General features: G+C 61.6%; 25 protein-coding genes and 1 tRNA gene. 22 read left to right on the top strand and 4 right to left on the bottom strand.

The window, feature by feature from the left end; translation table 11 throughout:
• Positions 1-327: 327 nt before the first annotated feature.
• Positions 328-624, bottom strand: a complete 297-nt coding sequence (locus Q0T48_RS02195) for a hypothetical protein (protein WP_295951772.1) — start codon at positions 622-624, stop codon at positions 328-330.
• A 798-nt stretch (positions 625-1,422) separates the two neighbouring features.
• On the opposite strand from Q0T48_RS02195, the gene Q0T48_RS02190 reads away from it, so the two are divergent.
• The 11 genes from Q0T48_RS02190 (at position 1,423) to Q0T48_RS02140 (ending at position 9,864) form a co-directional block, all read left to right on the top strand.
• Entirely contained in the window at positions 1,423-1,653 is a 231-nt protein-coding gene (locus Q0T48_RS02190; RefSeq protein ID WP_295951769.1) for a hypothetical protein, read from the top strand.
• 423 nt (positions 1,654-2,076) lie between these two features.
• On the top strand, positions 2,077-2,532 hold the full coding sequence (locus Q0T48_RS02185; protein WP_295951767.1) for an HNH endonuclease signature motif containing protein: 456 nt from the start codon (positions 2,077-2,079) through the stop codon (positions 2,530-2,532).
• A 3-nt stretch (positions 2,533-2,535) separates the two neighbouring features.
• Complete coding sequence (locus tag Q0T48_RS02180; RefSeq protein WP_295951764.1) at positions 2,536-2,751, top strand: hypothetical protein; 216 nt, start codon at positions 2,536-2,538, stop codon at positions 2,749-2,751.
• A gap of 3 nt (positions 2,752-2,754) precedes the next feature.
• Positions 2,755-3,123, top strand: coding sequence for a hypothetical protein (locus Q0T48_RS02175; protein ID WP_295951763.1), 369 nt, complete (start codon positions 2,755-2,757; stop codon positions 3,121-3,123).
• Entirely contained in the window at positions 3,120-3,464 is a 345-nt protein-coding gene (locus Q0T48_RS02170; RefSeq protein WP_295951761.1) for a hypothetical protein, read from the top strand. The genes Q0T48_RS02175 and Q0T48_RS02170 overlap by 4 nt, the downstream gene beginning before the upstream one ends.
• On the top strand, positions 3,461-3,811 hold the full coding sequence (locus Q0T48_RS02165) for a hypothetical protein (protein ID WP_295951760.1): 351 nt from the start codon (positions 3,461-3,463) through the stop codon (positions 3,809-3,811). Before Q0T48_RS02170 ends, Q0T48_RS02165 begins: the two co-directional genes overlap by 4 nt.
• A complete protein-coding gene (locus Q0T48_RS02160; protein WP_295951757.1) occupies positions 3,808-3,999 on the top strand; it encodes a hypothetical protein in 192 nt (63 codons plus the stop codon). Before Q0T48_RS02165 ends, Q0T48_RS02160 begins: the two co-directional genes overlap by 4 nt.
• A gap of 92 nt (positions 4,000-4,091) precedes the next feature.
• Positions 4,092-5,480, top strand: a complete 1,389-nt coding sequence (locus tag Q0T48_RS02155) for a hypothetical protein (RefSeq protein ID WP_295951754.1) — start codon at positions 4,092-4,094, stop codon at positions 5,478-5,480.
• A 170-nt stretch (positions 5,481-5,650) separates the two neighbouring features.
• Entirely contained in the window at positions 5,651-5,899 is a 249-nt protein-coding gene (locus Q0T48_RS02150; RefSeq protein WP_295951751.1) for an AlpA family phage regulatory protein, read from the top strand.
• The gene (locus tag Q0T48_RS02145) at positions 5,899-6,783 is read left to right on the top strand and encodes a hypothetical protein (RefSeq protein ID WP_295951748.1); all 885 of its coding nucleotides are present in this window, start codon (positions 5,899-5,901) and stop codon (positions 6,781-6,783) included. The genes Q0T48_RS02150 and Q0T48_RS02145 overlap by 1 nt, the downstream gene beginning before the upstream one ends.
• Positions 6,784-6,795: 12 nt before the next feature.
• Positions 6,796-9,864, top strand: a complete 3,069-nt coding sequence (locus Q0T48_RS02140; RefSeq protein WP_295951746.1) for a DUF927 domain-containing protein — start codon at positions 6,796-6,798, stop codon at positions 9,862-9,864.
• A 1,923-nt stretch (positions 9,865-11,787) separates the two neighbouring features.
• Here Q0T48_RS02140 and Q0T48_RS02135 read toward each other — a convergent pair.
• Positions 11,788-11,872, bottom strand: a tRNA-Leu gene (locus tag Q0T48_RS02135).
• 40 nt (positions 11,873-11,912) lie between these two features.
• Between Q0T48_RS02135 and cysM the strand changes: the two genes are divergently transcribed.
• The 3 genes from cysM to Q0T48_RS02120 all read left to right on the top strand — a co-directional run bounded on the left by cysM (position 11,913) and on the right by Q0T48_RS02120 (position 13,709).
• Positions 11,913-12,815 (top strand): cysteine synthase CysM, encoded by a 903-nt coding sequence (gene cysM / locus Q0T48_RS02130; RefSeq protein ID WP_295951742.1) that lies wholly within the window; start codon positions 11,913-11,915, stop codon positions 12,813-12,815.
• A gap of 84 nt (positions 12,816-12,899) precedes the next feature.
• Entirely contained in the window at positions 12,900-13,451 is a 552-nt protein-coding gene (locus tag Q0T48_RS02125; protein ID WP_295951741.1) for an NUDIX hydrolase, read from the top strand.
• A 30-nt stretch (positions 13,452-13,481) separates the two neighbouring features.
• The gene (locus tag Q0T48_RS02120; RefSeq protein WP_295951738.1) at positions 13,482-13,709 is read left to right on the top strand and encodes a sulfurtransferase TusA family protein; all 228 of its coding nucleotides are present in this window, start codon (positions 13,482-13,484) and stop codon (positions 13,707-13,709) included.
• Between the two features lie 3 nt (positions 13,710-13,712).
• Here Q0T48_RS02120 and Q0T48_RS02115 read toward each other — a convergent pair whose 3' ends face one another.
• Together Q0T48_RS02115 and Q0T48_RS02110 are read right to left on the bottom strand one after the other, a co-directional pair.
• Positions 13,713-14,900: a glycerophosphodiester phosphodiesterase gene (locus Q0T48_RS02115; protein WP_295951735.1), complete on the bottom strand. Its 1,188-nt coding sequence runs from the start codon at positions 14,898-14,900 to the stop codon at positions 13,713-13,715.
• Between the two features lie 72 nt (positions 14,901-14,972).
• Positions 14,973-17,825, bottom strand: a complete 2,853-nt coding sequence (locus Q0T48_RS02110; RefSeq protein ID WP_295951732.1) for a valine--tRNA ligase — start codon at positions 17,823-17,825, stop codon at positions 14,973-14,975.
• A 257-nt stretch (positions 17,826-18,082) separates the two neighbouring features.
• Between Q0T48_RS02110 and Q0T48_RS02105 the strand changes: the two genes are divergently transcribed.
• The 8 genes from Q0T48_RS02105 to Q0T48_RS02070 all read left to right on the top strand — a co-directional run bounded on the left by Q0T48_RS02105 (position 18,083) and on the right by Q0T48_RS02070 (position 24,742).
• Entirely contained in the window at positions 18,083-18,586 is a 504-nt protein-coding gene (locus tag Q0T48_RS02105; RefSeq protein WP_295951730.1) for a hypothetical protein, read from the top strand.
• 87 nt (positions 18,587-18,673) lie between these two features.
• A complete protein-coding gene (locus Q0T48_RS02100; RefSeq protein ID WP_295951727.1) occupies positions 18,674-19,639 on the top strand; it encodes a sensor domain-containing diguanylate cyclase in 966 nt (321 codons plus the stop codon).
• Between the two features lie 320 nt (positions 19,640-19,959).
• Positions 19,960-20,169, top strand: coding sequence for a hypothetical protein (locus Q0T48_RS02095; protein ID WP_295951724.1), 210 nt, complete (start codon positions 19,960-19,962; stop codon positions 20,167-20,169).
• Positions 20,170-20,181: 12 nt separating this feature from the next.
• Positions 20,182-20,604, top strand: a complete 423-nt coding sequence (locus Q0T48_RS02090; protein ID WP_295951722.1) for a GGDEF domain-containing protein — start codon at positions 20,182-20,184, stop codon at positions 20,602-20,604.
• Between the two features lie 56 nt (positions 20,605-20,660).
• Positions 20,661-21,446 (top strand): peroxide stress protein YaaA, encoded by a 786-nt coding sequence (gene yaaA, locus Q0T48_RS02085; RefSeq protein WP_295951720.1) that lies wholly within the window; start codon positions 20,661-20,663, stop codon positions 21,444-21,446.
• A complete protein-coding gene (locus Q0T48_RS02080) occupies positions 21,439-22,305 on the top strand; it encodes a 2OG-Fe(II) oxygenase (RefSeq protein WP_295951718.1) in 867 nt (288 codons plus the stop codon). The genes yaaA and Q0T48_RS02080 overlap by 8 nt, the downstream gene beginning before the upstream one ends.
• Positions 22,306-22,369: 64 nt before the next feature.
• Positions 22,370-23,227, top strand: coding sequence for an NADPH-dependent 7-cyano-7-deazaguanine reductase QueF (gene queF, locus Q0T48_RS02075; protein WP_295951715.1), 858 nt, complete (start codon positions 22,370-22,372; stop codon positions 23,225-23,227).
• A 96-nt stretch (positions 23,228-23,323) separates the two neighbouring features.
• Complete coding sequence (locus Q0T48_RS02070) at positions 23,324-24,742, top strand: esterase-like activity of phytase family protein (RefSeq protein ID WP_295951712.1); 1,419 nt, start codon at positions 23,324-23,326, stop codon at positions 24,740-24,742.
• Positions 24,743-24,757 lie beyond the last annotated feature (15 nt).

The raw sequence follows: 24,757 nt of genomic DNA, 5'->3' as shown, positions 1-24,757 counted from the left end.
GGTTTTTTTGCGCCCGTTTTCAGAAAAAGCATTCACGGCTAGAGCCAAAAGTCATAGAGAACGTAGGGAACGCCGGGAACAGATTCCAAGAACCCAGCATCCATGCGGGTTTGCGGAGGATAAGGCGGTGGGAACAGTAGGGAACCAGTAGGGAACTTATAGGGAACCAATAGGGAACGGAACACTATATATTTCAAGATATGAAAAATTCTCTATCTATATAAGTATTAACCATTGGTTTTTGACTCCCTTTTCCCATCGGGTTTTGCCTTGTCTGTAGCCCTTTGCTGGGGCTTGTTTTTTGGGCTGCTGGCCACCCATGCCCGGCTACCAGTTCGACCCGGCGGTGGGTTGCCACTTGATGGGGGCGGGCTGGTGGGCTTCGACCTGGTGGGCGCGGGCCGTCGATTCGGGTATTGCTGATCGGTGGTGGGCCACGCCTTGGACGTGCTGGCCCGTGCCCTGGACAAGCCGTGCCGCCGTGGTCAGTCCGCTATTGGTCCGGTGCGCTGCTGATTGGCGAAGTAGCCCCCTGTTTGGAGCTGTACGCACGTTGCTGGAATTGGGCGCTTGGATGGCTCCACCGGCCCCGTCCACCAGCGGCATGGGTGCAGACGTGGGCAAAGTGTTCGGATAGGTTCTAAGGCCCAACATGGAAACCGTCCAACAAAGCGATTTACCACCCTATCCGAACGCTTTTGCGGGCAGGTTGCGCAGTCCGTCTGAGGTATACCCTAGACGAACACTGTCGGGGTTGGCGTGGCGTGTGCAGACGCGTGCACTTCCCCCAGTCGTTCCCACCCGAGAGGCTGATATGCCGATATGGGCCTGTGTCTGTCTGCGGCACTGGGTGACGTTGCCCGCGCCCGCGTCAGGGGGTAGCAGCCCCCAGACACCACAGTACAGCCTGCCCCTGGGGCTGTTGATTGAACACGCACCGCCCGCTCATGGATGACGCTGGCGAAGTGCACGTGCTGACGGCAGTAGATATGCGGCTGTTGAGCCCCGTCCGTAAGGTGCGGCCTGTGGCTCTGCGAGAAAAGTTAGGCATGCACTCCCGTGGCCACCAGATAGCCCCCGGCCCTGTGCAGCGTGTGCCGGTTGCCCCTGCAGCCAGTGCCCACCAGCCGTTACACCGCAACGCCGGTAGCCCCCACCAAATTACCCGTCATCCGCCGGGCCGGTGCCGACTGCGCAGAATCCCGCCTGTGGATAACTTTTCTGCAAACGCGTATCTGTTGGATGCTTAAATTTTGGGCAGAAATACCTATTGCGTAAGTGCCTGATTCGATTGAATATTTCCTTAATGAGTACAAAGTTATTCATTTTGTCTACTTTATACGACGGGCGTTATGTTAACTAAGCGTACGTAATCGCATCGTACGTACTCAATAGGGAACTGCTGCACTACACTGATGCACCATGAAAACACCCATCACCGATGCCACCATGAGTCCTGACGAATTCACCGCCACTTTGGCTGACCTGGGTTGGAAGCAATCCGACTTTTGCCGCAAGTCCGGGGTAACTAAGCAAACCCCCTCCCGCTGGGCAAATGCACAAACGCCCATCCCTGCATGGGTTCCCGCGTACCTGGGGGCCATGCTGGACATAAAGCGGCTGCACCGCACGTACATCGAACCGGGCGGCTGACTGCTGCCCCACCAGGTGCTTCCCATATGGCCGTTGCCGCTCTCCGTCCGAAAAGGTTGCAGCCGTTTGACCTGGTGCTTCAACGGTGGCTGCTGACTTCTGCCACCTGGTGCAATGCAGTCCGGCAGCGTGATCGACAAGGGGGGCACAAAAATCAGCCCACCCCGCCAATCTGCTGCCATAATTCGCGCATCCCCGATTTACGGGGCTGGTGCAGAAAACACCGTCAGTGAACACGAGGTTCTTACCCGCACCTAAAGCCGGGTTTTGTTACGCCCAAAATTTATGGTTTTGGACGTAAGGTGTTGCCTACCCGTAAGGGCGGCAGCATGGCGTGTTCCATGTTTTCTCCACCTTACGTCCATCCTGCACGCCAGAAAAGCGCACTGGATGGTTTTTTGTCTCGACACGGAGAACGAAGCCATGCAATCGACCTTCCCCGGCCTATCGCGGGATACCTGCTTTCTCACGCCCCACCTGCAACACGATGCCAGCGGTTACCCCTTTGTGGCCAATGGCAAGGGCAGCAAGTCGCGGGGCCACCGGCTGGCCTACCGCCTGTTCTGCGGGGCCATTCCAGCCCCCGCCCTGGTGCTGCATGCATGCGGCAATGCCCAGTGCGTCAACCCCTACCATCTGTATCTGGGTGACGCAGCCCAAAACGCCTGCGACCGCGCCGCACATGGCCGCACAGCAAGCGGTTTCAGACTGCCCCGCACCAAGCTATCAGAGGCCGACGTGCTGGCCATTCGGCACAGCCCCAAACGCATCACAGACATTGCCAAAGAGTTTGGAATCAGCAAGGGCTGTGCATCCAGTATTCGCAGCCTGCGCAGCCGTGCCAAGGTGCAGCCCCGCATGCAGAAAGTAGGGGGCTGAACCATGACCAAAGTAATACCCCTGCACAGCCCCCGCGCTGCTGCGCCCATCGAAATCGAACGCCAACAGGCCATCGAAAACGCCCTGTCCACGGCCTTGTATTTCGTGCGCCACCCCGACGCTACCCCGGCCCTGTTGCAAGCCGCCACGGGCCGCGCAAACCGTGCCCTGAGCCTGCTAAAGCATGCCTGCGCCACCACTTCGACACTGGAGGGGTGAACCATGAAAACCCAATCCAGCCCACGGCCCGACCTGGGCGACTCCATCGAATCCCTGCGCATTGCGGTTAACGAGATGGACGGCTACGCCGCCGCCGCGTTCAATGAAATCCAAGCCATTGCATCCCTGGTGCTGGTTGCTCTGGAAAGCCCCCGGTACTGCACCAACGCCGAAGTGATAGCCCACGCTTTGGGCATCATCCACGCCCGTGCAGGGGATGCCGCCAACGCCATCAATTGCAGCGCCGAGGCCGTGGGCTGCAACCACACGGATGACGTGCAGCGCCGCCGCTGGGATGCCCGCACTGCATCCCTGGAAATCGAGCGAAAGGCCCACGGCATCGTTATGGCTGCAAAGGGGGCTACAGCATGAGCACCGCACCCGACACCATCGCCGCCTTCGACCAGGCCAACGCCAAGCGCCTGGCCATGTCCTGCCTGCTGAGTGCCACGTCTGAGCTGAACACCCAGGATGTAGACCTAGAAAAGGCCTACGAGTGGGCAGAAAAGGCCGTAGCACCAACCCCTCCGGATATGTCTCTCGTCTATGGCAGCGTACTGCTTTCCATGGCTTCCCTGCTGATAGCCAAGTTAGAGATGAGAGATCAAGAGCCGGAAATAGAAACTGCCTATGCCTGCATGCAAAAGTATTTGGACCACCTCGTCAACTTGCGCAAACTCGAAGCTATCCCAAGTACAGAGGAGGCAGTATGAGCACCGCCAAAGACTTAGAACGATTTGAGGTTTTTCGCCCAGCGTCTGCCTTGTCCCTGCTTTGGGACCAGGCCCGCCCGTCGATGGATGTACGCACGCTGCAATGGTTTGCCGACGGCGCAAGCAGCCACGTGGCCACGCAAGCCATGCACCTGGCTGGCTGGGTGGAAAGCTTGGCTTGCGTTGTCGTCGTTGATGGCACCGTAGGCAGCTTCCAAAGCAAAGAAGGTGTCTCCGAACAGCTGTTTTCACTGGCCAGCCAGATCGACGGCCTGCGGGGTATGGCCGTAATAGCGAAAGAGGCAAATTTCGAGATTCGCCTAAAGCTTGGGGAGTTTGACAAATGATTGAGCTGCTGGCCGCCGCCGATATTGCCGCCGCCCTGCAAGTGCCGTACCGCGAAGTTGTAGACCGAATCAGTAAACGGGCGGATTTTCCCCGGCCTGCATTGGTTTTGGGTAAGCGCACAAAGCGATGGACCCGCGAATCCATCGAGGGATGGAGCCAGAAAAACATAGCTAAAAATCTGCGCTGAGGCCCGCAGACGGGACGGCCTAGCCCCACCCCGCCCGTCAACCCCGCCGGGCGGGGGACTACACCAACACCAACCCACGCAACGCCCACCCCATGACCAAACCAGCCGCCCCACCTCCTGTGGGTCATCCAGCCACTGCCACGCCCCCACTGGGGGACTGGTTAGCCACCAGTGATTACGGCTTGCTACGTAGCGACAAAACCGACGCGGGGCGGCTTGCCCGGCTGGAGGATGTGCTGTGCTGGCTGGCTACCAAAGAACCCCGCGACACTGCATTGCAAACGGTGTTTTCTGCCTTGGTGCAAGACGATGGCCGGATGGCCCATCTGCTGTACGTGGTCAATGCCCGCACCCATGCAAAGCCGCTGGTAATCGGCAACCAGGTCAACGCCGCATTGAGTGGGTTTTGGCAATACCTGCCCGAAGTGCAGGCCGATTCCAGCCCGGAAACGGTGGCCCGTGGCGTGGCCGACGCATGGGACCGCGTGTGGCCGGGGCTGGCAAATCCTGAGACGGATGCGCAATCGAGGCATGAGCGGGCGATTGTGCGGCTGGCTGAGGTTGCCGCCGCATCGCCTGCGGGCAAGGCACGCGGGGACTTTGTGCAGTCGTGTCCTGATGATGCGTTTCTGCTTGGCCTGCTGCGCACCCTTGCCGTGCCCTTGGCAAGTGCGTTTGACCTATGGGGCTACGGCACAGCCCCCGCCGCTATCGACCCGCCCCAAGACTGGCTACTGCATGCCCCGCTGGGCTTCATGGCCTACAAAGAAGGCAACGGCGGACAACTGGTGCGGCTGGCTGACCTGCTGCGCTGGCTGGAGCAAACCCGTTCCATTCCCCTTGCGGCAGCGGCAGAGGTGTTATGCGGGGCCCTGCCGACGGATGAGATGGACTGGCTTTACCGTGTGCGGGTAGGTGACTATGCGGAATCTGTGCATCTACATGCAACGGTTTCAGTTGAGCCTAGTGGGTCGCCTGGCTGGGCTATGCCGCATCAAGGGCGATTCCATGGGGTCAAATTCTTACTTCCCGGATCCTTACCCGACAAGCCGGACCTACCGTTTTTGCTGCGCCTCATACGGGGTGCACCGTCTCTTAAATCCTCGTCCGCACGCATGGCTGTATTCCACCCGCTGGACGATGTGAGAAGTGCGATTTCCCGGCTGGCCATCCCTGTCGCCAAGGCGCGTGCGCTCTGGGGCTATGGGGTGGTGCAGGCGGCTGAGGCCGCGGCGGTAGGCGTTCTGGATTCCGTACAGCTTGCACAGCCCAACGATTGGACGGCCCCCGGTGCAATAGACAGCCTGCGGGCAGAGATCAGAGCCTACGACGAAAGCCATAAGCGTGGCGGCAAGGCGAATGCTGCGCGGCGCTACAACGTAAAGCCCCAACGAATCACAGAGCTATTGAAGGTCAAAGCACCCAAGGCGGCAACTCTATTTTCTGGTTTGGGTAGCAGCAACAGCAAAAAAGCAGCGTAGGCGGTTATTCACCCCCTGAACAAAGCCTGAATAAACACGCACGTTCATAGCTCTTAGCGCACTGGCACGACCCCTGAACATTTGATTTCAGGGCATGCCTGCTGGGACAGTCTCTACATCGCCAGAGCAAACCATCCCGGATGCCAGCGACCCTTTAGGACTCCCAAACCATGACCTTGCAATCTGTACCCACCACCCAGCCCCCGACTGAACCGCCCCGCCACATCCCACCACGGGGCCGCTTGCTGCGCCTACCCGATGTAGAGGCCACCACCGGCTGCAAAAAATCCACCATCTACAAGCTGATGAAAGAGGGCAAGTTTCCCAAGTGCATCAATATCACCCGGCGCATGGCCGCGTGGTCCGAGGCCGCTGTTTTGCAGTGGGTGCAGGACCGCATCAACACGGGGGCCGTGTAATGACCGCCGCCGCCCAAACATACGCCGCCACCCTTGCCGCCCTGGCGCTGGAAGTAGAGATCGACATCGGTGCACATGCCGACGTGTCCGACACGGTAGACACCGCCTATCGGGCAATTGCACTACCCCTTTTAGGCTTTGCCCTGGAAGGCGAGGGCATGAGCGCCACTGAGGTACAGCAACTCCATGCGCTGCTGCCCACATACGAGGCCAGCCGGGTCGCTGAGCTGTCCGCGATGCGCTGCAACGGCGATGCCACGCGGCAGTTGGCACAGCAAGTGCGCCACCCCGTGCCTGATTGGGAGGTGGCGGGTTACTGCGCCTACATTGCCCGCGTTATGGAGGCTGCGGAATCCGTCCACACCGCCCGCAAAGCCGCCGCCCTTGCGGCCTACACCACGGCACGCCAGCAACTGGCCGCACGGGTAAACAAGCGGTGCGGCCTGTCGCCGTCTGAGGCACGGGGGCTGCTGAATCGGCTCCAAGACTTCGAGCAAAAGCGGGATGCAGCCACGGCCTTCGAGGCCGAGAAAACCGCCATCCTGTTCCACCAGCTTGACCCAGTGAACCACCACATCGACGGCAACGAAGCCCATCCCGGTGGTGCTGCTGCCCCCGTGCCCAATGCGGTAGATGATGCAGCCCGCCGGGCAAATGTCTACAGCGTCAACCTGCTGGAGCGTGCTGCCAACTTTATCGCCCCGTGCATCAAAAGCCCCATTGTCAAAAAGACCATGGGTAAGGGGGCCGGGGCCGTCACCGTGTGCGCCGCATGGCCGGGTGTGGTGGCGGTGTACGACCCCACCACGGGCGCGCTGCTGGCCGAATCTGAGCCAGGGCAACCCGCTGTTTTGCGGGCGGGCTTCACGCGGCGGCTGCACTGATTGAACCGACCCATGCAAACCCAAATCACCCCCGACCTGGTACGCGCCGCCCTGCTGTACATCCCTGCCAATCTTCCCCGCGACGACTGGGCCAAGATCGGCATGGCCATCAAGAGCGAGTATCCAGACGATACGGGCCGCGACCTGTTCACCGACTGGAGCGCGACCGCCGAAGGCTTCAATGCCCGCGCCACAGCGGGTACGTGGCGCAGCATCAAGGCCGGTGGCGGGGTGCGCATTAACACGCTGCTGTACCGTGCCAAAGAGCACGGCTTCGAGATACCCAAGCCCAACCAGGCAGCCACCCCACCCAGTGCCGAGGCGGTGGCCCTGCAAAAGCAGCACCAGGCCGAACGCCTGCAGGCCGAGCAAGCGGCCATCAATGCCGCCCATGCAGCCGCCGCCACCGATGCCGCTGCCCGGTGGGCGCAGGCCAGCCCCACGGGCCACAGTCCTTACCTGAACCGCAAGGGCGTACTGCCCCACGGCGTGCGTTTTGATGCGTCTGGGGGGCTGCTTGTGCCCGTGTGCGATGTCGCTGGCCAGCTCTGGAACATCCAACGTATCGCCCCGGCCAAGCCCGACGATGGTGGCCCCGACAAGCTGTTTTTGAAGGGTGGCCGCAAGTCTGGGCTGTGGCATTGGCTGGGGGCTGCTGGCGAGGTGCTGGCCGGGGCTGTGGGCGATGCCGCTACCGGCATGCAGCCAGCCCCCCAGATCGACCCCAGTGGCCTACCTGTACCGCCTGCGGTGCTGCTGGTGGCCGAGGGTTACGCCACCGCCGCCAGCCTGTTTGAAGCCACTGGCTACCCCTGCGCCGTGGCCTTCGATGCGGGCAACCTGGCCGCAGTGTCCAAAGCCTTGCGCCAGCAATACCCCGCTACTTTGATGGTGCTGTGCGGCGATGACGATGTGCAGACCTTCGCCACCAAAGGCCACAACCCCGGACGCGACAAAGCCACCGCTGCGGCCAAGGCCGTGCAAGGCATTGCCGTATTTCCCTCCCTGCTGCCCGATGGCGGCAGCGACTTTAACGATCTGCACGCCGCCCGCGGCCTGGACACGGTGCGCCGCATCGTGCAGGCCGCAATCGACCACCACCGGGCGCAGCAGCAGCAAGCCATGACCGACCCCACTCCCGCCACATCCAAGCCGCCCAAGCCCCCCAAACCAGGCAAGGGGCCAGCCCGCCGCAATGCACCTGGTGCTGACCTGGTAGCCCCCGGTAGCGATGCCGACGGCATGGCCAGCGACGGCGTGCGTGTGCCCCTGGACCGCTTTCTGTGCGATGAATCCGGCCTGTGGTACACACCGCCCGGCGACGATGGCAACGGCGCACCCAAGCGCATATGCGATGCCCTGCGCGTGCTGGGTGAGGTCAGCGACATCGACAACAACAATGTTTCCCTGCTGCTGGAATTCGACACCGGACGGGCCAAGGCCCGCCGCTGGCTGATGCCCATGGCCATGCTGTCGGGCGATGGCACGGGCTACCGCACCATTCTGCTGGGCATGGGCTTTAAGCCGCCCACTGTGGCCACATACCGGGCCTACCTAACCCAGTACCTGCTGACCCGCAAAAACCTTCCCCTGATGCGCCATACCTCCCGCGTGGGCTGGTTCGGCGATGGGGCCAATACCTGCTACGTGCTGCCCGGCGAAACCCTGGGCAACACCGATGGCGAGAAAGTCATTTTCTACAACGACAAGGGCCGGGGCGCACGCTACGCGCAGCGGGGTAGTTTGGCCCTGTGGCAAGAGCAGTTAAGCAGCCTGTGTATCGGCAATAGCCGCCTTGCCCTGGCCGTGTCTGTGGCCTTTGCCGGGCCGCTGCTGGCCTGGGCACCGGGTACGTCGGGCGGGGGCTTTCACTACAAGGGCACCAGTAGCGTGGGCAAGACCACCGGCCTGCTGCTGGCCGCCAGCGTATGGGGCAAAGCCAGTGAACGCGATGGCGATACCTACATCCAAAAATGGAAAACCACCGAAACCAGCCTGGAAGGCCTGGCCGAGCAGCACAGCGACGGCGTGCTGATCCTGGACGAGCTGGCCCAAATGGATCCCAACAAAATGGGCGAAGCCGCCTACATGCTGGCCGACGGCATGGGCAAGGCCCGTGGCCAGGCCCAAGGCGGTAACCGCCCGGTGGCCACGTGGCGGGTGCTGTACCTGTCCACGGGTGAGGTCAGCCCAGCAGAGCACATGGACAGTGTGGGCAAAAAGATCAAGGGCGGGCAGGAGGTGCGGCTTATCACCATTCCGGCCGAGGTGGAGCCGGGCACGTCGTTGGAGAAGCTGCACCATTTCGACACTGGCCACGACTTCTCTAACCACGTGCAGACGCATGCGGCCAAACGCTACGGCACGGCGGGCCGCGCCTGGCTGGAATGGCTGGTGGCCAACATCGCTACCCTGCGCCCCCGGCTGGAAGCCCTGATGGACGGCATAGAGGTGCAACTAGTTCCACCTGGTGCAGAGGGCCAGGTGCGACGTGCCGTCAAGCGCTTTGCCCTCGTGGCGGCTGCGGGCGAGCTGGCCACACAGCAAGGGCTGACGGGCTGGCCCGAGGGCACCGCTACCTGGGCAGTGCAGACGTGCCTTGGCACCTGGCTGCAAGCGCGTGGCGGGGCGGGCAACAGCGAACGGGCAGCCATGCTGCGCCAGGTCCGTATGTTCTTTGAGACCCAAGGTGAGGCCCGGTTTACCTGGTTCCACCGGGCCATGGATGACCACAGCGCCAAGACGTTGAACCGGGCGGGCTTTCGCATGCTGATCGACTCCGGCGGGTCAAACATCAAGACCAACAATCAGCACCAGGTGATGTACGGCGAGGGCACGCCGCCAGAGTTCATAGAAGACGCAACCAGCGAGTTCTATGTGCTGCCCGAGGTGTTCAAGTCCGAGGTATGCAAGGGCTTTGACCCCGAGGCCGTGTGTCGCCTGCTGCTGGAGCTGGGTTGTTTGACCGTCTCCCCGTCGGAGCCGGGCCGTTTCAGCATGAAAGCCAAGCTGCCCGGCATGGGGGCCAGCGGTGTGCGCTGCTACCGTGTCACGGCAGGGGTTTACAGCTTGGACGTGTAAGCTGTTCCCGACCGGGGCCTTCCCCGTCGGGTGCTGCCGCTCTCCCATCGAAAAGATCACCACGGTTTGACCTGGTGCTTCAACGGTGGGCGTTATCACTCTCCGCCTGAAAAGGTTGCAGCCGTTTGGCCTGGGGCTTCCCTGGTGGCCGCTGCCGCTCCCCGTCCGAAAGACCACCACGGTTTGAGCCGGTGCTTCAACGGTGGGCGTTATCGCTCTCTGTCCAAAAAGGTTGCAGCCGTTTGGCCTAGGGCTTCCCTGGTGGCCGCTGCCGCTCTCCGTCCGAAAAGACCACCACGGTTTGGCCTAGGGCTTCCCCGTCGGGTGCTGCCACTCTCCCACCGAAAAGACCACCACGGTTTGACCTGGCGCTTCAACGGTGGCTGCTGCCACTCTCCCACCGAAAAGACCACCACGGTTTGACCTAGTGCTTCAACGGTGGGCGTTGCCACTCTCCGTCCGAAAAGATCACCACGGTTTGACCTGAGGCTTCAACGGTTGTCGTTGCCACTCTCCCACCGAAAAGGTTGCAGCCGTTTGGCCTAGGGCTTCCCTGGTGGCCGCTGCCGCTCTCCGTCCGAAAAGACCACCACGGTTTGGCCTAGGGCTTCCCCGTCAGGTGCTGCCGCTCTCCCATCGAAAAGACCACCACGGTTTGACCTGAGGCTTCAACGGTGGCTGCTGCCGCTCTCCATCCGAAAAGGTTGCAGTCGTTTTGTTACAAACAATGAGCTACACGTCGGGCCGCTGGGGGGCGGCGTGCTGAGAACATTCACGCGCCGAAAATCACGACCACACGCGCATGCCGCACCAATAGATGAGTGTGTGTTTTTGCGGGTAAACCCTTGAAATTGGTTTATTTTTCACAATGCGGCATAAATGGAGGTTCTGGTTCCCTACGTTCCCGGTAAAACCGTCGCCGTTCCCGGTACTGTAGGGAACGATTTTGTTGTTTTAAATCATTGGCTTACGTGTGTTTTTAGCAACCGTTCCCTACGTTCCCTATAAAACGGGGTAGCTACCGGGCGCGTGTGCGCGCATTGCATGGGCTCAAAACGGGCATGTCGTGCCTGTTTCGAATGCTGGTGGCTCATGTTTCGGGCCAATGAAGTTTCACGGTTTAGTTACAAGTAGGGATGCAATGCCTGCCCTTGCGGCAATCACTTGCACATCTTGGAGCTGGGGCTGTGTGCGCTTTGGCCCGTCATGGGTGGGCTGCTGGCCCTGCCGTCTTTGCATAGCGTGGCGGGGCAGCTTGGTGGTGAAATAGAGGTGTGCAGTGCGATGGCCTGTCAGCGGTGGCTTGCGGGCTATTCCCGTCCTACCGGCAGGGTGGTGCATGGCCCCCCCCACCCCCAGCGGGTCCTTTCAGGGGCATTCCCCACACGGGGCTAAAAGATCCCGAAATTGCGTTAGCGGCTGGCAAATTGGATTGCTTGACATGCGGCTTGACAGGCCCCCCCTGTTTGGGTCCTCCTGGCATGTTCTGAGTACGGGTAATTCGAATCGTGCCCAGCCAGTGTTTCACTGTGTGCCCAAGGGGGTTAAGTGATGAGGCAAGCCCGTGGGGTGGGGCGGGTCAAAAGTCAAGGCGGCCCCAGCGGAAACCGAACGGTTACCCAAACTTTTATAGAAAGTGAAAACTACCCCCTGAGGGTTGGATGCATAGGGGCAAGCGGCCCCGGCCTTGCATTTCCCAATGCCCAATTTCTGACCTTGCCCAAGGTGCCTTGCGGGGGCACTTTGGAGATGCCCCCAAAAGTACCATGTGCCCCCACTTTCCAATTTTCTGCCCCCAAATGTGCCCCCAAGTGCCCCCGGATGTAGGCATACTTCCATGCACGCTTACGCACGTGACATAAGGGGTTTTCAGAGGGGAAAAAGAAAAAGCCGCACACTTGTGGAAGTGTGCGGCCTTAAATGTGGTGCCCGGGGCCGGAATCGAACCGGCACGCCTTTCGGCGGGGGATTTTGAGTCCCCTGCGTCTACCAATTTCACCACCCGGGCAATGCAGAAGCAAGACCAGTATTATGGCACAGTGCAGGGTATGAAATATCCAACAATTGAAGATGTCATCGGAAAAACCCCGATGGTGGCGCTGCAGCGCATTGGTGCAGCCGTGAATGCCGAGCGTGGCAACGTGGTGCTGGGCAAGCTGGAGGGCAATAATCCGGCGGGTTCGGTGAAAGACCGCCCGGCCTTGTCGATGATCCAGCGGGCGCAGGAGCGTGGCGAAATCAGCGTGGGCGACACCCTGATCGAGGCCACCTCGGGCAACACCGGCATTGCGCTGGCCATGGCCGCGGCGGTCAAGGGCTACCGCATGGTGCTGATCATGCCGGAGGACCTGTCCATCGAGCGCGCCCAGACCATGAAGGCGTTCGGGGCCGAGCTGATCCTTACGCCCAAGAGCGGCGGCATGGAATACGCCCGCGACCTGGCCGACCAGATGCAGCGCGAGGGCAAGGGCCGGGTGCTGGACCAGTTCGCCAACGCCGACAACCCGCGCATCCATTACGAGACCACCGGGCCGGAAATCTGGGCCGATACCCAGAGCCAGATCACCCATTTCGTTAGCGCCATGGGCACCACCGGCACCATCACCGGCGTGTCCCGGTTCCTGAAAGAAAAAAATCCTGCCATCCGCATCATTGGTGCCCAGCCCAGCGAGGGCTCGCGCATCCCCGGCATCCGCAAATGGCCGCAGGCCTATTTGCCCAAGATTTACGACCCGTCGCACGTGGACGAACTGGCCTACGTGAGCCAGGACGATGCCGAGGAAATGTGCCGCCGCATGGCGCGCGAAGAGGGCATTTTTGCGGGCATCTCTGCCGCCGGGGCCTGCTGGGTGGCGCAGCAGATTGCCGAGCGCGAAACCAATGCCACGGTGGTGTTCATCGTCTGCGACCGGGGCGATCGGTATTTGTCCACCGGCGTTTTTCCGGCTTAGAAATTTATAGAAAAAGTGGCTCTAGCGTATGTTCTATATACGCTAGTAGCTACTATTTTTGTAGTATTGTTAAAAATTGAACCCATGCCCTCAGCCTTCAAATTTTGCCCCCAGTGCGCCACGCCGCTGGCCCTGATCAGCCAGCTGGAAGACGGCGGCCCCAAGCAGCGGCTGCGCTGCCCGGCCTGCGACTTCACGCACTGGAACAATCCCACGCCGGTGCTGGGGGCCATCGTGGAATACGGTGGGCAGATCCTGCTGGCGCGCAACGTGGCCTGGACCAACGCCATGTACGCGCTGATCACCGGCTTCATGGAGGCGGGCGAAACCCCACAAGAGGGCATTGCCCGCGAAATCCAGGAAGAAACCAACCTGCAGACCTCGGCGCTGAACCTGGTGGGCGTGTACGACTTTCAGCGCATGAACCAAGTGCTGATCGTCTACCACGCCGTCGCCCATGGCGAGGTACGCTTGTCGCCCGAGCTGGTGGATTACCGGCTATACGACCCGGCCGACGTGAAGTGCTGGCCCGCCGGGACCGGCTATGCCATGGCGGATTTCTTGCGTGGGCGGGGCTTTGAGCCGCAGTTCATGGAGCCGATGCTGCCCAACCCGGTTGAGAGTTCCAGCCACTAAAATCAAAATCCATCTTAGGACACCCGCCCCATGCAGACAGACAAAGAAATCGACACCCGCGGCCTGAACTGCCCGCTGCCCATCCTGAAGGCCAAAAAGGCGCTGACCGACATGCAAAGCGGCCAGTTGCTCAAGGTGGTGTCTACCGACGCGGGCTCGGTGCGCGACTTCCAGGCCTTTGCCAAGCAAACCGGCAACGAGCTGGTGGACCAGCAAACCGCAGGCACTGATTACATCCACGTGCTGCGCCGCCGCTGAGTTTTACGGCATCCAGGCCTTGCGCGCAGCCAGAGCGGTGTCGGTGAAGTCGGTAAATACGCCGTCTACCCCTGTATTAAAGATGGCTGTGTATTCTTTCGTGCCATCCTTTTGGTAGTCCATCGCCAGGCGGCGTGACTCGTTGCGGAAGGTAAAGGGGTGCACGAACAGCCCGGCCTTGTGCGCATCGGCTACCAAACTGGTTGGCGCCATAGACGTAGCGTCCGCGTCGTTGACCTTGCCGTCGCCATTCATGTCCATGGGCTTGCCATCGGCACCGATGGTGCCTTTGACGCTGATGATGTAGCGCTTCCACGGGCCGATGCCATCGGCATAGGTTTTGATTTCTGCCAAGCCCGCAGGGGTCAGCATGGCATCGAAATTGCGCTTGTCACCCACCATGGTCCAGTCGTAGGGGCGGTCGCTGGGGGCTTTGAACGTGACTTGGCCGGTGCGCAGGTCTACGCTGTCGCCATCAATCAACTGCACCATCTTGGTCTGCAGGCCTTTGCTCTTCATGTACTGTAAGCTGCTGGGTTCGAAGGACTGGACAAAGATGGGTGCGGTTTTGCTATTCCAGCCAGCCTTGACGATGGTGGCCACAAACTGGTCTTCCATCGGTATTCCCAGTGCTGCAAAGTAGCTGGGTTTTTTGGTTTCTGGGTAGATGGCGATGCTGCGGCCGGTGGCGATGGACTGGGCCTTGGCGAGCTCAATCACCTCCTCGAAGGTAATCACTTTGAACTGGCCATTGAACTGCTGTGGGCGTTCTGCGTCGGTAGAGATCGCCCCCAGGGTTTTGATTTCGGCCAGCGTAAAGTCGTCGCTGAACCAGCCGGTCTGGGTTTCGCCGTCGATCTGGATGGTCTTCTTGCGCGCTGCAAATTCTGGGTGCTTGGCGACATCGGTGCTGATGGCCAGGTTCGGGTCGTGGCGGGCGATGAGCTGGCGGTCTTTGGTGACGATGATGTCCATCTCGATCACGTCGGCACCCAGTGCAATGGCGCGCAGGTAGGCTTCGCGCGTTTCTTCCGGCAGGTAGCCCGATGCCCCCCGGTGCGCAATCACCAGCGGTGCCTGGCCGGTCAGCGTGGCCAGACGCTGGGGCGGCAGCATGCTGCAGGCACCCAAGCTCAGGGCCGTGGCCACCACCACAAGGTTGGAACGGGGAAGAAACGGGATCGAGGACATGCACTACTCCTGGGTTAAGAAGCGCGCCATGCTAGCCCTCGATTGTGACGATGGTGCGTCGCCGCGAAGGGCTTAGCCCAGGCGCGCCAACTGCTCTTTCAGGCGTTCCAGCGTCGCGCCAAAGTCGGTGATGCGGCCACGCTCCAGGGCGATCACGGCGGGCGGGGCTTTGGCGACAAAGGCTTCGTTGCCCAGCTTGTTGTGCGCCTTGGCGATTTCGCCTTCCAGACGGGCGGCCTCCTTGCCCAGGCGGGCTTTCTCGGCTTCCACGTCGATCTCCATGTGCAGGCACAGGCGTGCGTCGCCGGCCACCACGGTGGGGGCGGCCTGCGCGGCGGCTTGCCAGGCGGCTTCGTCGTCAAACAGCTTGACTTCGCTCAGCTTGGCCAGCGACTGCAACACCGGTGCCACCGACTGCATGAACTCGGCATCGCCCACGCAGTACAGCGGCATGCGGGTGGCGGGCGAGACGCTCATTTCGCCGCGCAGGTTGCGGCAGGCATCCACCAGACCCTTGAGCTTGGTGATGTGTGCAATAGCTGCCTCGTCGATGCGCTCGGGCTGGCTCACGGGGTACACGGCGATGCTGATCGACTCACCCGCACGACCGGCCACAGGTGCCACCTTCTGCCACAGCTCTTCGGTGATGAACGGAATCAGCGGGTGCGCCAGGCGCAGCAAGGTTTCCAGCGTGCGGATCAGGGTGCGGCGGGTGGCGCGTTTTTGGGCATCCGTGCCGGTGTTGATCTGCACCTTGGCGATTTCCAGGTACCAGTCGCAAAACTCGTTCCAGGCAAAGTCGTAAATCGTGTTGGCCACCAGGTCCAGGCGGTAGTCGGCAAAGCCCTTGGCTACATCGGCCTCGGCCTGCTGCAGCTTGGAGACGATCCAGCGGTCGGCCTGGCTCAGGTCCAGGTAGCCATCGGCCTGGTCTTCCAGCACGCCGCAGTCCTGGCCTTCGCACTGCATCAGCACGAAGCGGGTGGCATTCCACAGCTTGTTGCAGAAGTTGCGGTAGCCCTCGCAGCGCTTGCTGTCGAAGTTGATGTTGCGGCCCAGCGAGGCCAGGGACGCAAAGGTGAAGCGCAGCGCGTCGGCCCCAAAGGCGGGGATGCCCTCAGGGAACTCTTTTTCGGTGTTCTTGCGCACGGCGGGGGCGGTTTCGGGCTTGCGTAAACCCACAGTGCGCTTGTCCAGCAAGGGGGCCAGGGCAATGCCATCGATCAGATCGACCGGGTCCAGCACATTGCCTTCGGACTTGCTCATCTTCTTGCCTTGCGCATCGCGCACCAGGCCGTGCATGTAGACGTGCTTGAACGGCACCTGGCCGGTGAAGTGCTTGGTCATCATGATCATCCGGGCGACCCAGAAGAAGATGATGTCGTAGCCGGTCACCAGTACGGAGGAGGGCAGGTACAGGTCAAAATCTTGCGTTTTCTCGGGCCAGCCCATGGTGCTGAAGGGCACCAGCGCCGACGAGTACCAGGTGTCCAGCACGTCTTCGTCGCGCTTGAGCGTCTTGCCGGGTGCCTGGGCCTGCGCCTCGGCCTCGTCGCGGGCCACGTAGACCTTGCCGTCTTCGTCGTACCAGGCTGGAATCTGGTGGCCCCACCAGAGCTGGCGGCTGATGCACCAGTCCTGGATGTTGTTCATCCACTGGTTGTAGGTGTTGACCCAGTTTTCGGGCACAAACTGGACTTCGCCAGACTGCACTGCGTCGATTGCTTTTTGGGTGATGGATTTGCCGGTCGGGTCCTGGGGGCTGACCTTGCTCATGGCGACAAACCACTGGTCGGTCAGCATGGGCTCGATCACCTGGCCGGTGCGGGTGCAGCGGGGCACCATCAGCTTGTGCTTTTTGGTCTCGACCAGCAGGCCGAGTTCGGTCAGGTCGGCGACGATCTTTTTGCGGGCGACAAAGCGGTCTAGGCCAATGTAGGCTGCGGGCGCATTGCTCTCAATTTTGGCATCCAGCGTCAGCACGCAAATCATGGGCAGCTTGTGGCGCTGGCCGACGGCGTAGTCGTTCTGGTCGTGCGCGGGCGTGACCTTGACCACGCCGGTGCCAAAAGTCTTGTCTACGTAGTCGTCGGCAATCACCGGGATTTCGCGGTCACACAAAGGCAGCTTCACCATCTTGCCGATCAGGTGGATGTAGCGCTCGTCTTCGGGGTGCACCATCACCGCCACGTCGCCCAGCATGGTTTCCGGGCGGGTGGTGGCCACCGTCAGCGCCCCCGAGCCGTCGGCCAGGGGGTAGCTGATGTGCCACATAAAGCCGTCTTCTTCTTCGCTTTCTACTTCCAGGTCGCTCACCGCGCTTTGCAGGATCGGGTCCCAGTTGACCAAGCGCTTGCCGCGGTAGATCAGGCCTTGCTCATACAGCTGTACAAAGGTTTCGGTCACCGTTTTGGACAGTTTGGGGTCCATGGTGAAGTATTCGCGCTCCCAGTCCACGCTGTCGCCCATGCGGCGCATTTGGGTGGTGATGGTGTTGCCGCTCTTTTCCTTCCACTCCCACACCTTTTCAACAAAATTCTTGCGGCCCAGGTCGTGACGGCTGATCTTTTGCTCTTGCAACTGGCGCTCCACCACGATCTGCGTGGCGATGCCCGCGTGGTCGGTGCCGGGCACCCACACGGTGTTGTGGCCCTGCATGCGGTGGTAGCGTGCCAGGCTGTCCATGATGGTCTGGTTGAAGGCATGGCCCATGTGCAGGGTGCCGGTCACATTGGGGGGCGGCAGCTGGATGGCAAAGGCCTCCACGCCGGCTTTGGCCTGGCCCGTGCCCCGGTAGCCCGCCGTGGCGTAGCCGCGCCGCTCCCATTCCGGTCCCCAGTGCGCTTCCAGCGCGGCGGGTTCGAACGATTTGGACAGGGATTGCAAGCCGGGCTGGGCGGGAGCGGTGGAAGCGGTGTCGGTCATGGTCTATCGGGGTTCTTTCTGGGAGGGAGCGATTTTACCGGGCGGGGGTGGTGGCTTCTGAGTTGCTATTTTATTTATAGCTAATTATGTAGGCGCTATATGCGCTAGAGGCCTTTTTTTATTAAATTTACAGGATCGCGGTAGGATCGCCCGGTGGCAGCTTGGGGCCCTGGCAACCAGGTTCCGTACCAGGTGTTGCGTGTGTGTGTTGGTTGCACGCACTGCCTGCCGCCCGCAACACTTAGATGAAAGTAAAAATGAAAACATCGGTATGGGCAACAGCCCTGTTGGTGCTGGTTTGTGGGCAGGCATTTGCCGTCAACAAGTGCACGGCTCCTGGCGGCAAAGTGACCTACCAAACCCCGGCCTGCCCATCGACCGGCAGCGGCCAGGTGCTCAACCCAGGCCGCCCGGTGGTGCTGCCCGACCCCGAGCGGCTATCGCCCATCAAAACCAACAACCAGGCGGACTCTTTTGCCCCTGCCGTGCCGCCCAACGCGTCCACGGCTCCCGCTGCCAGTCCGCTGGACGGCGAAGCGCAGATGTGCCTGAATTTCATCAAGCCGATGTTGAAAGACCCCGGCTCCCCGTATGTACAGGATGTGCGAAAAGAAGGCACCGTGTTGTCCATGAGCCTGTACGCCAAAAACACCTACGGCGGCTACACCAGCAAGGCGGCTTCATGTGAAATCAAGAACAGCCAGCTTGATGTGGGTTGGACGAATATCCACCTGAAAAGATTGGGTTGGTTTACCGACTGAGCGGCCAGGGCGCATCGGGTAAATTGGCGTATAAATCGCAGGCCACGCCGTGGCGACCTGAACACGCTCTTTGCAGAAAGACCGCCCATGATCAAGCCCGCCATCCCATCCGACGAGCCTTTTCGCCTGGGCACCTTGCGCTCGCTCGACCTGCTCGACACCCCGCCCGAAGAGCGCTTCGACCGGCTGACCCGCATGGCCAAACGCATGTTTGGGGTGTCGATTGCGCTGGTCAGCCTGGTGGACGAGAACCGCCAGTGGTTCAAGTCGGCCCAGGGTTTGGCGGACAAAGAGACACCGCGCGACATTTCCTTTTGCGGCCATGCCATTTTGGGCGACGGCCTGCTGCTGGTACCTGACGCGAAAAGTGACGAACGTTTTTTTGACAATCCGCTGGTCATCAATCCACCCTATGTGCGGTTTTATGCGGGCTGGCCACTGCGGGCCTTGAATGGCAGCAAGCTGGGCACGCTGTGCCTGCTGGACCCGCAGCCCCGCGCATTTGCCGACGAAGACATCCAACTGATGGGCGACCTGGTCGCCATCGTGGAACAAGAAATCTCCACCTACCAGCTGGCCACGCTGGACGAGCTGACACGGCTGCACAACCGGCGTGGGTTTTTGGCGTTGGCGCAGCACGCACTGCACCTGGCCGTGCGCAAGGCGTTGCCGAGCTCGCTGGTGTTTTTTGATCTGGACAAGTTCAAGGCTATCAACGACAACTTTGGCCACGCCGAGGGCGACAAAGCCCTGGTGGTCTTTGCCGACCAGATGCGGCGCAGCTTTCGGGATGCCGACATCTTGTCGCGCCTGGGCGGCGACGAGTTTGTGGTGCTGCTGTTTGACTGCCCGCACGGCCTGGCGCAAAGCATTGTGGACCGCTTGCTGGCAGCTCTGGAGCGGCGCAACCAGTTCAGCAGCAGCGGCTATGCCATTGCCTGCAGTTACGGCATCGTGCCTATCGCGCTAGATGCCCAGAAACCCATCGAGGCCCTGTTGTCCGAGGCGGATGCGCTGATGTACCAGCACAAACGCGGCCGTAAACAGCAGTAAAAACCTACTCGGTGCAGCCCGTTGGGGGCACGTTCCGCAAAAGAGTGCACCTGCAAGGGTCCTGGCACTTCCCCCAGCATGGCCGGTATGCATGGACAGACCCGATGGGATGTCCCTGGCCACCGCTATGGCTTGGCGGCTCTGCGTTTGCAGGCCCGCACAGGCCTCTAGAATCCGGCCCGACGGCAAATCTGCCTGCTTTGCACAGGGGCGTGCCTGGCACTAATTGAGCGACTCCGGCATGGTGGTGCCCGATGCGCTGCAAGACCTGCGCTTTGCCGATAACCCCTTGGTCACCAGCGGCCCGCAGATCCGCTTTTATGCCCTGGCCCCTGGTTGTACAAAATGGCAGCGTGCTGGATACCTTCTGCGTCCTCGACCCTCAGCCCAAGGAATTCAGCCCTGCAGATCTGCGCATGCTGGGTGACTTGGCCAGCATGGCCGAGCAAGAAATCTCTACCCACCAACTGGACACTGCCTATCCCCGCACCAAGCTGTACAACCGGCGCGGCTTCAAGGTGCTGGCATAGCATGCGCTGAACATGGCCGAGCGCGAAAGCAAAGCCTGCAGCCTGGCGTTTTTTGGCCTGGACCGGTTCAGAGCCGTCAACGGGTCTTTTGGCTATGCCGAGGGTGACAAGGCCTTGTTGTCGTTTGCCGAACAGATGCGGCGCACCTTCCGTGGGGCCGATATCCTGGCCCGGCTGGAGGGCGACAAGTTTGTGGCTTTGCTGTATGACTGCAGCTCTGGGCCTACGCACCGCATCGTCGAGCGCTTGCTGGCCGCCCTGGAGCGGCGCAACCAGTTCAGCAAAAGCGGCTACGCCATTACTTGCAGCTACGGCATTCTGGACGTGGCCGTGCAGAACCATGCGGACATCGACACCCAGCTGATGCAGGTCGATGCGTTGATGCGCGAGAACAAACGCAGCCGCAGAGCGGCACAGGGCCTTGGCAGGCAGTGATGGCCCTGGCCGGTGCGCCAAGTCCAAGGATAATCATTGACAAAGGATGCTTGCCCATGTTGTTTTTGTTGTCGCCCGCCAAGGCTCTGGATTTTGAAACGCCCGCCACGGGCCAGCCGCACACACAGCCTTTGTTTACCGCCCAGTCGGCCGAATTGATTGCCTTGCTGCGGGCCCAATCGCCCCAGCAAATCTCTGAACTGATGCACCTCAGCGATGCCTTGTCGGCCCTGAACGTGGCGCGCTACCAGGCCTGGAGTCCCAAGTTCACTGCCAAGAACGCCAAACAAGCCGTACTGGCCTTCAATGGCGATGTGTACGGCGGGCTGAATGCCGCTACCCTGCCTGCCGACGCACTGGCCTGGGTGCAAGACCACCTGTGCATCCTCAGTGGCCTGTACGGCGTATTGCGCCCGCTGGACTGGATGCAGCCGTACCGGCTGGAGATGGGCACCCGGCTGGCCAACCCGCAGGGCGCGACGCTGTACAAATACTGGGGCACGCAGATATCGGACTACCTGAACCAGCGCCTGCGCGCCGATGCCACGCCGGTGGTGGTCAACCTGGCCTCGCAAGAATATTTCAAGGTGGTAGACCGCAAGGCGCTCAAGGCCCAGGTGGTCGAATGCGTGTTTGAAGAGTTGCGCAGCAACGGCCAGTACAAGATTATCAGCTTCATGGCCAAGCGCGCCCGCGGCCTGATGGCCCGGTTTGCGGCCGAGCACCGCCTCAGCCTGCCCCAGCAATTGCAGGGTTTCAACCTGGAGGGCTATGGCTTTGCCGCTGCCGTCTCCGCGCCCGAGCGGCTGGTGTTTCGCCGCAGCGGAGCTGCCCATGGCTAAACCCGGTGCGCCTGCGCAAGCCGCCACACCCGCCCTGCGCAAATGGATCATCGAGCAGGCCGAGGCCGGGTTTGCGCCCGACGTGGTGCTGGCATCCATGCGGGCCTCGGGCTGGGACGAGGACGTGGCCATTGCCGCACTGGAAGCCACCTTGACCGCGCACTTGCAAGACCGCAGCCTGCAGGCGCAACGGCCCGCCGCCGTGCCCGTGCCCAGCCCCGCACTCGACGGCGCGCCTCTGTGGCTGGATGCAGGTGACCGCCAGGTGGCCGTGCTGTCGGTCATGCGCATGCCCCGGCTGGTGGTGCTGGGCGGTTTGCTCAGAGACGAGGAATGCACCGCGCTGGTGGACCTGGCCCGCCCGCGCCTGAGCCGCTCGCTCACGGTAGAAACCCAAAGCGGCGGTGAAGAAGTGCATGTGGACCGCACCAGCGAGGGCATGTTTTTCCGCCGCGGCGAGAACCCGCTGGTCCAGCGCATCGAGGCCCGCATCGCGCGGCTGTTGGACTGGCCCGAGGTCAACGGCGAAGGCCTGCAGGTGCTGCAGTACCAGCCAGGCGCGCAGTACAAGCCGCACTACGATTACTTTGAACCGCACGAGCCGGGTACGCCCCGCATTCTGGAGCGCGGCGGCCAGCGCGTGGCCACGCTGATCATCTACCTGCAGGCCCCCGAACAGGGCGGGGCCACCATCTTCCCCGATGTGCAGCTCGAAGTGGCCCCACAGCGCGGTAACGCCGTATTCTTCAGCTACGACCGGCCCCACCCCAGCACCCAAAGCCTGCACGGCGGCGCGCCGGTGCTGGCGGGCGAAAAGTGGATTGCCACCAAGTGGTTAAGAGAAAACGAATTTAATTAGTCAAATTGGCTTCTAGCGCATATTCCATCTACGCTAGTAGCTATCAAATAAAGAGTAAACTCCTGTGAGCAACGCCAACACCCCCGACCAGTCCCAGCTGGGCAAAAGCTCGGCCTACATCGACCAGTACGATGCCTCGCTGCTGTTTCCCATTCCGCGCGCCACCAAGCGGGCCGAAATCGGCCTGGCCGATAAAGCCACGCCATTTTTCGGGGCTGACCTATGGACAGCCTTCGAGCTGAGCTGGTTGAACTTACGCGGCAAGCCGCAGGTGGCGCTGGCCCACATCACCGTGCCCTGTGAAACCCCCAACATCATCGAGAGCAAGTCCTTCAAGCTCTACCTGAACAGCTTCAACAACACCCGCTTTGCCGATGCCGCCGCCGTACAGGCCCGCATCCGCACCGACATCAGCGAAGCCGCCTGGCGCGGCAGCGACACACCGGCCAGCGTTGGCGTGCGCATCCTGCTGCCCGAGATGTTCGACCGCGAACCGGTGCACGAACTGGACGGCCTGAGCCTGGACCGGCTCGACATGGACTTCGACACCTACAGCCCCGACCCCACGCTGCTCAGCGCTACGCAAGACGAAGCTCCGGTGTCCGAGGTGCTGACTAGCAACCTGCTGAAAAGCAACTGCCTGGTCACCGGCCAGCCCGACTGGGGTAGCGTGCAGATCAGCTACACCGGCCCGCAGATCGACCAGGCCGGGCTTCTGAAATACCTGGTGAGCTTCCGCAACCACAACGAATTCCACGAGCAGTGCGTGGAGCGCATCTTTATGGAGCTGTGGACCCGCTGCCAGCCCATCAAGCTGACGGTGTACGCCCGCTACACCCGCCGCGGCGGGCTGGACATCAACCCGTTTCGTACCAGCCACCCCGGCACGCTGCCGGGCAATGTGCGCACGGCGCGGCAGTAACAGGTCCATACAGCGTCATCACACCGTCACGGTAGGTGCTTACGCTACCGGGTTGGCCCGCAGCGTCTTTGCGGGTATAAACCAACCCCACGCACCATGCACCGCACCTCTATCCTCTCGCTCGTTATTGCCTCGTTGTTTGCCGCCACGGCCGCACAGGCCACGCCCACGCTGATCGCCATCGGCACCCTGGGTGGCACGTCCGACCTGTCGGGCCTTACCGGCACCCTGGAAAACGGCCTGGCCGGCAACGTGCTGGGTGGCCTGGGTTCCGGCCTGGCCTGGGCTGGTGGCAACACCTTTGTGGCCACGCCCGACCGGGGCCCCAACGCCACCGCTTACAACAGCCAGGTGGACGACACTACGTCCTACATCTCGCGCTTCCAGACCCTGAAGCTGGACTTGGTGGCTACCGCCTCGGGCAACCTGCCGTACACCCTGACCCCCACGCTCACCGCCACCACGCTGCTCAGCAGCGCTACCCCGCTGGTCTACGGCACCGGCACGGCGGCAGGTCTGCCCAGTGGCGCGCCGGCGCAAAACACCGCCAGCGTCAGCTACTTCACCGGCCGTTCGGACAATTTCGATGCCAGCAAGACCTCGACCAACCCGAACAACGCCCGGCTCGACCCTGAGGCGGTGCGCGTGTCCAAGGACGGCAAGAGCGTGTTCATCTCGGACGAATACGGCCCTTACGTCTACCAGTTCGACCGTGCCACCGGCCAGCGCATCAAGAGCTTTGCCCTGCCCACGAATCTGGCCATCAGCACCCTCAGCGCCCGGGGCGCGGTGGAAATCGCTGGCAACGCCACCGGCCGCGTGACCAACAAGGGCATGGAAGGCCTGGCGATTTCGCCCGATGGCACCATGCTGGTGGGCATCATGCAGGCCTCGCTGGAGCAGGATAAAAACAAGGTGGTGCGCATCGTCACCATCGACATCGCCACCGGCGTGACGCACGAATATGCCTACCAGCTCACCACTGGCTCCGGTGTGAGCGAGATCGTGGCGCTGAACAACCACCAGTTCCTGGTGGACGAGCGCGACGGCAAGGGCCTGGGCGACGGCAGCATCGCCGTGGTCAAGCAACTCTTTCGCATCGACCTGGACGGTGCCACCGACGTGACCAACCTCACCGGCTCCAGCGCCGACCAAACGGCACTGAAAACCGCTGCGGTCAAGAAAACCCTGGTGCTGGACCTGGTGAATGTGCTCACCGCCAACGGCATCACCGCCGACCAGATCCCGTCCAAAATAGAAGGCTTGGCGTTTGGCGAGGACATCACGCTGAACGGTGTGCTGTCGCACACCCTGTACGTGGCCAATGACAACGACTTTGTGCCGGGCACCTCGGGCGACAACAAGATCTTCGTCTTCGCCCTCAGCGATGCCGACCTGGGTGCCACCTTCACCCAACAGCAAATCCCCGAGCCTGAAAGTCTGGCACTGGTGCTGTTGGGCTTGGGTGTGATGGGCGGCTTGCAGCGCCGCAAAACAGGTTTGCTACAAAAATAATAGCTACTAGCGTAG

This window comes from Rhodoferax sp. (assembly GCF_025354435.1).
In the GTDB taxonomy this organism is placed as follows: domain Bacteria; phylum Pseudomonadota; class Gammaproteobacteria; order Burkholderiales; family Burkholderiaceae_C; genus Rhodoferax_B.
This window is presented reverse-complemented; position numbering and strand designations above follow the sequence as displayed.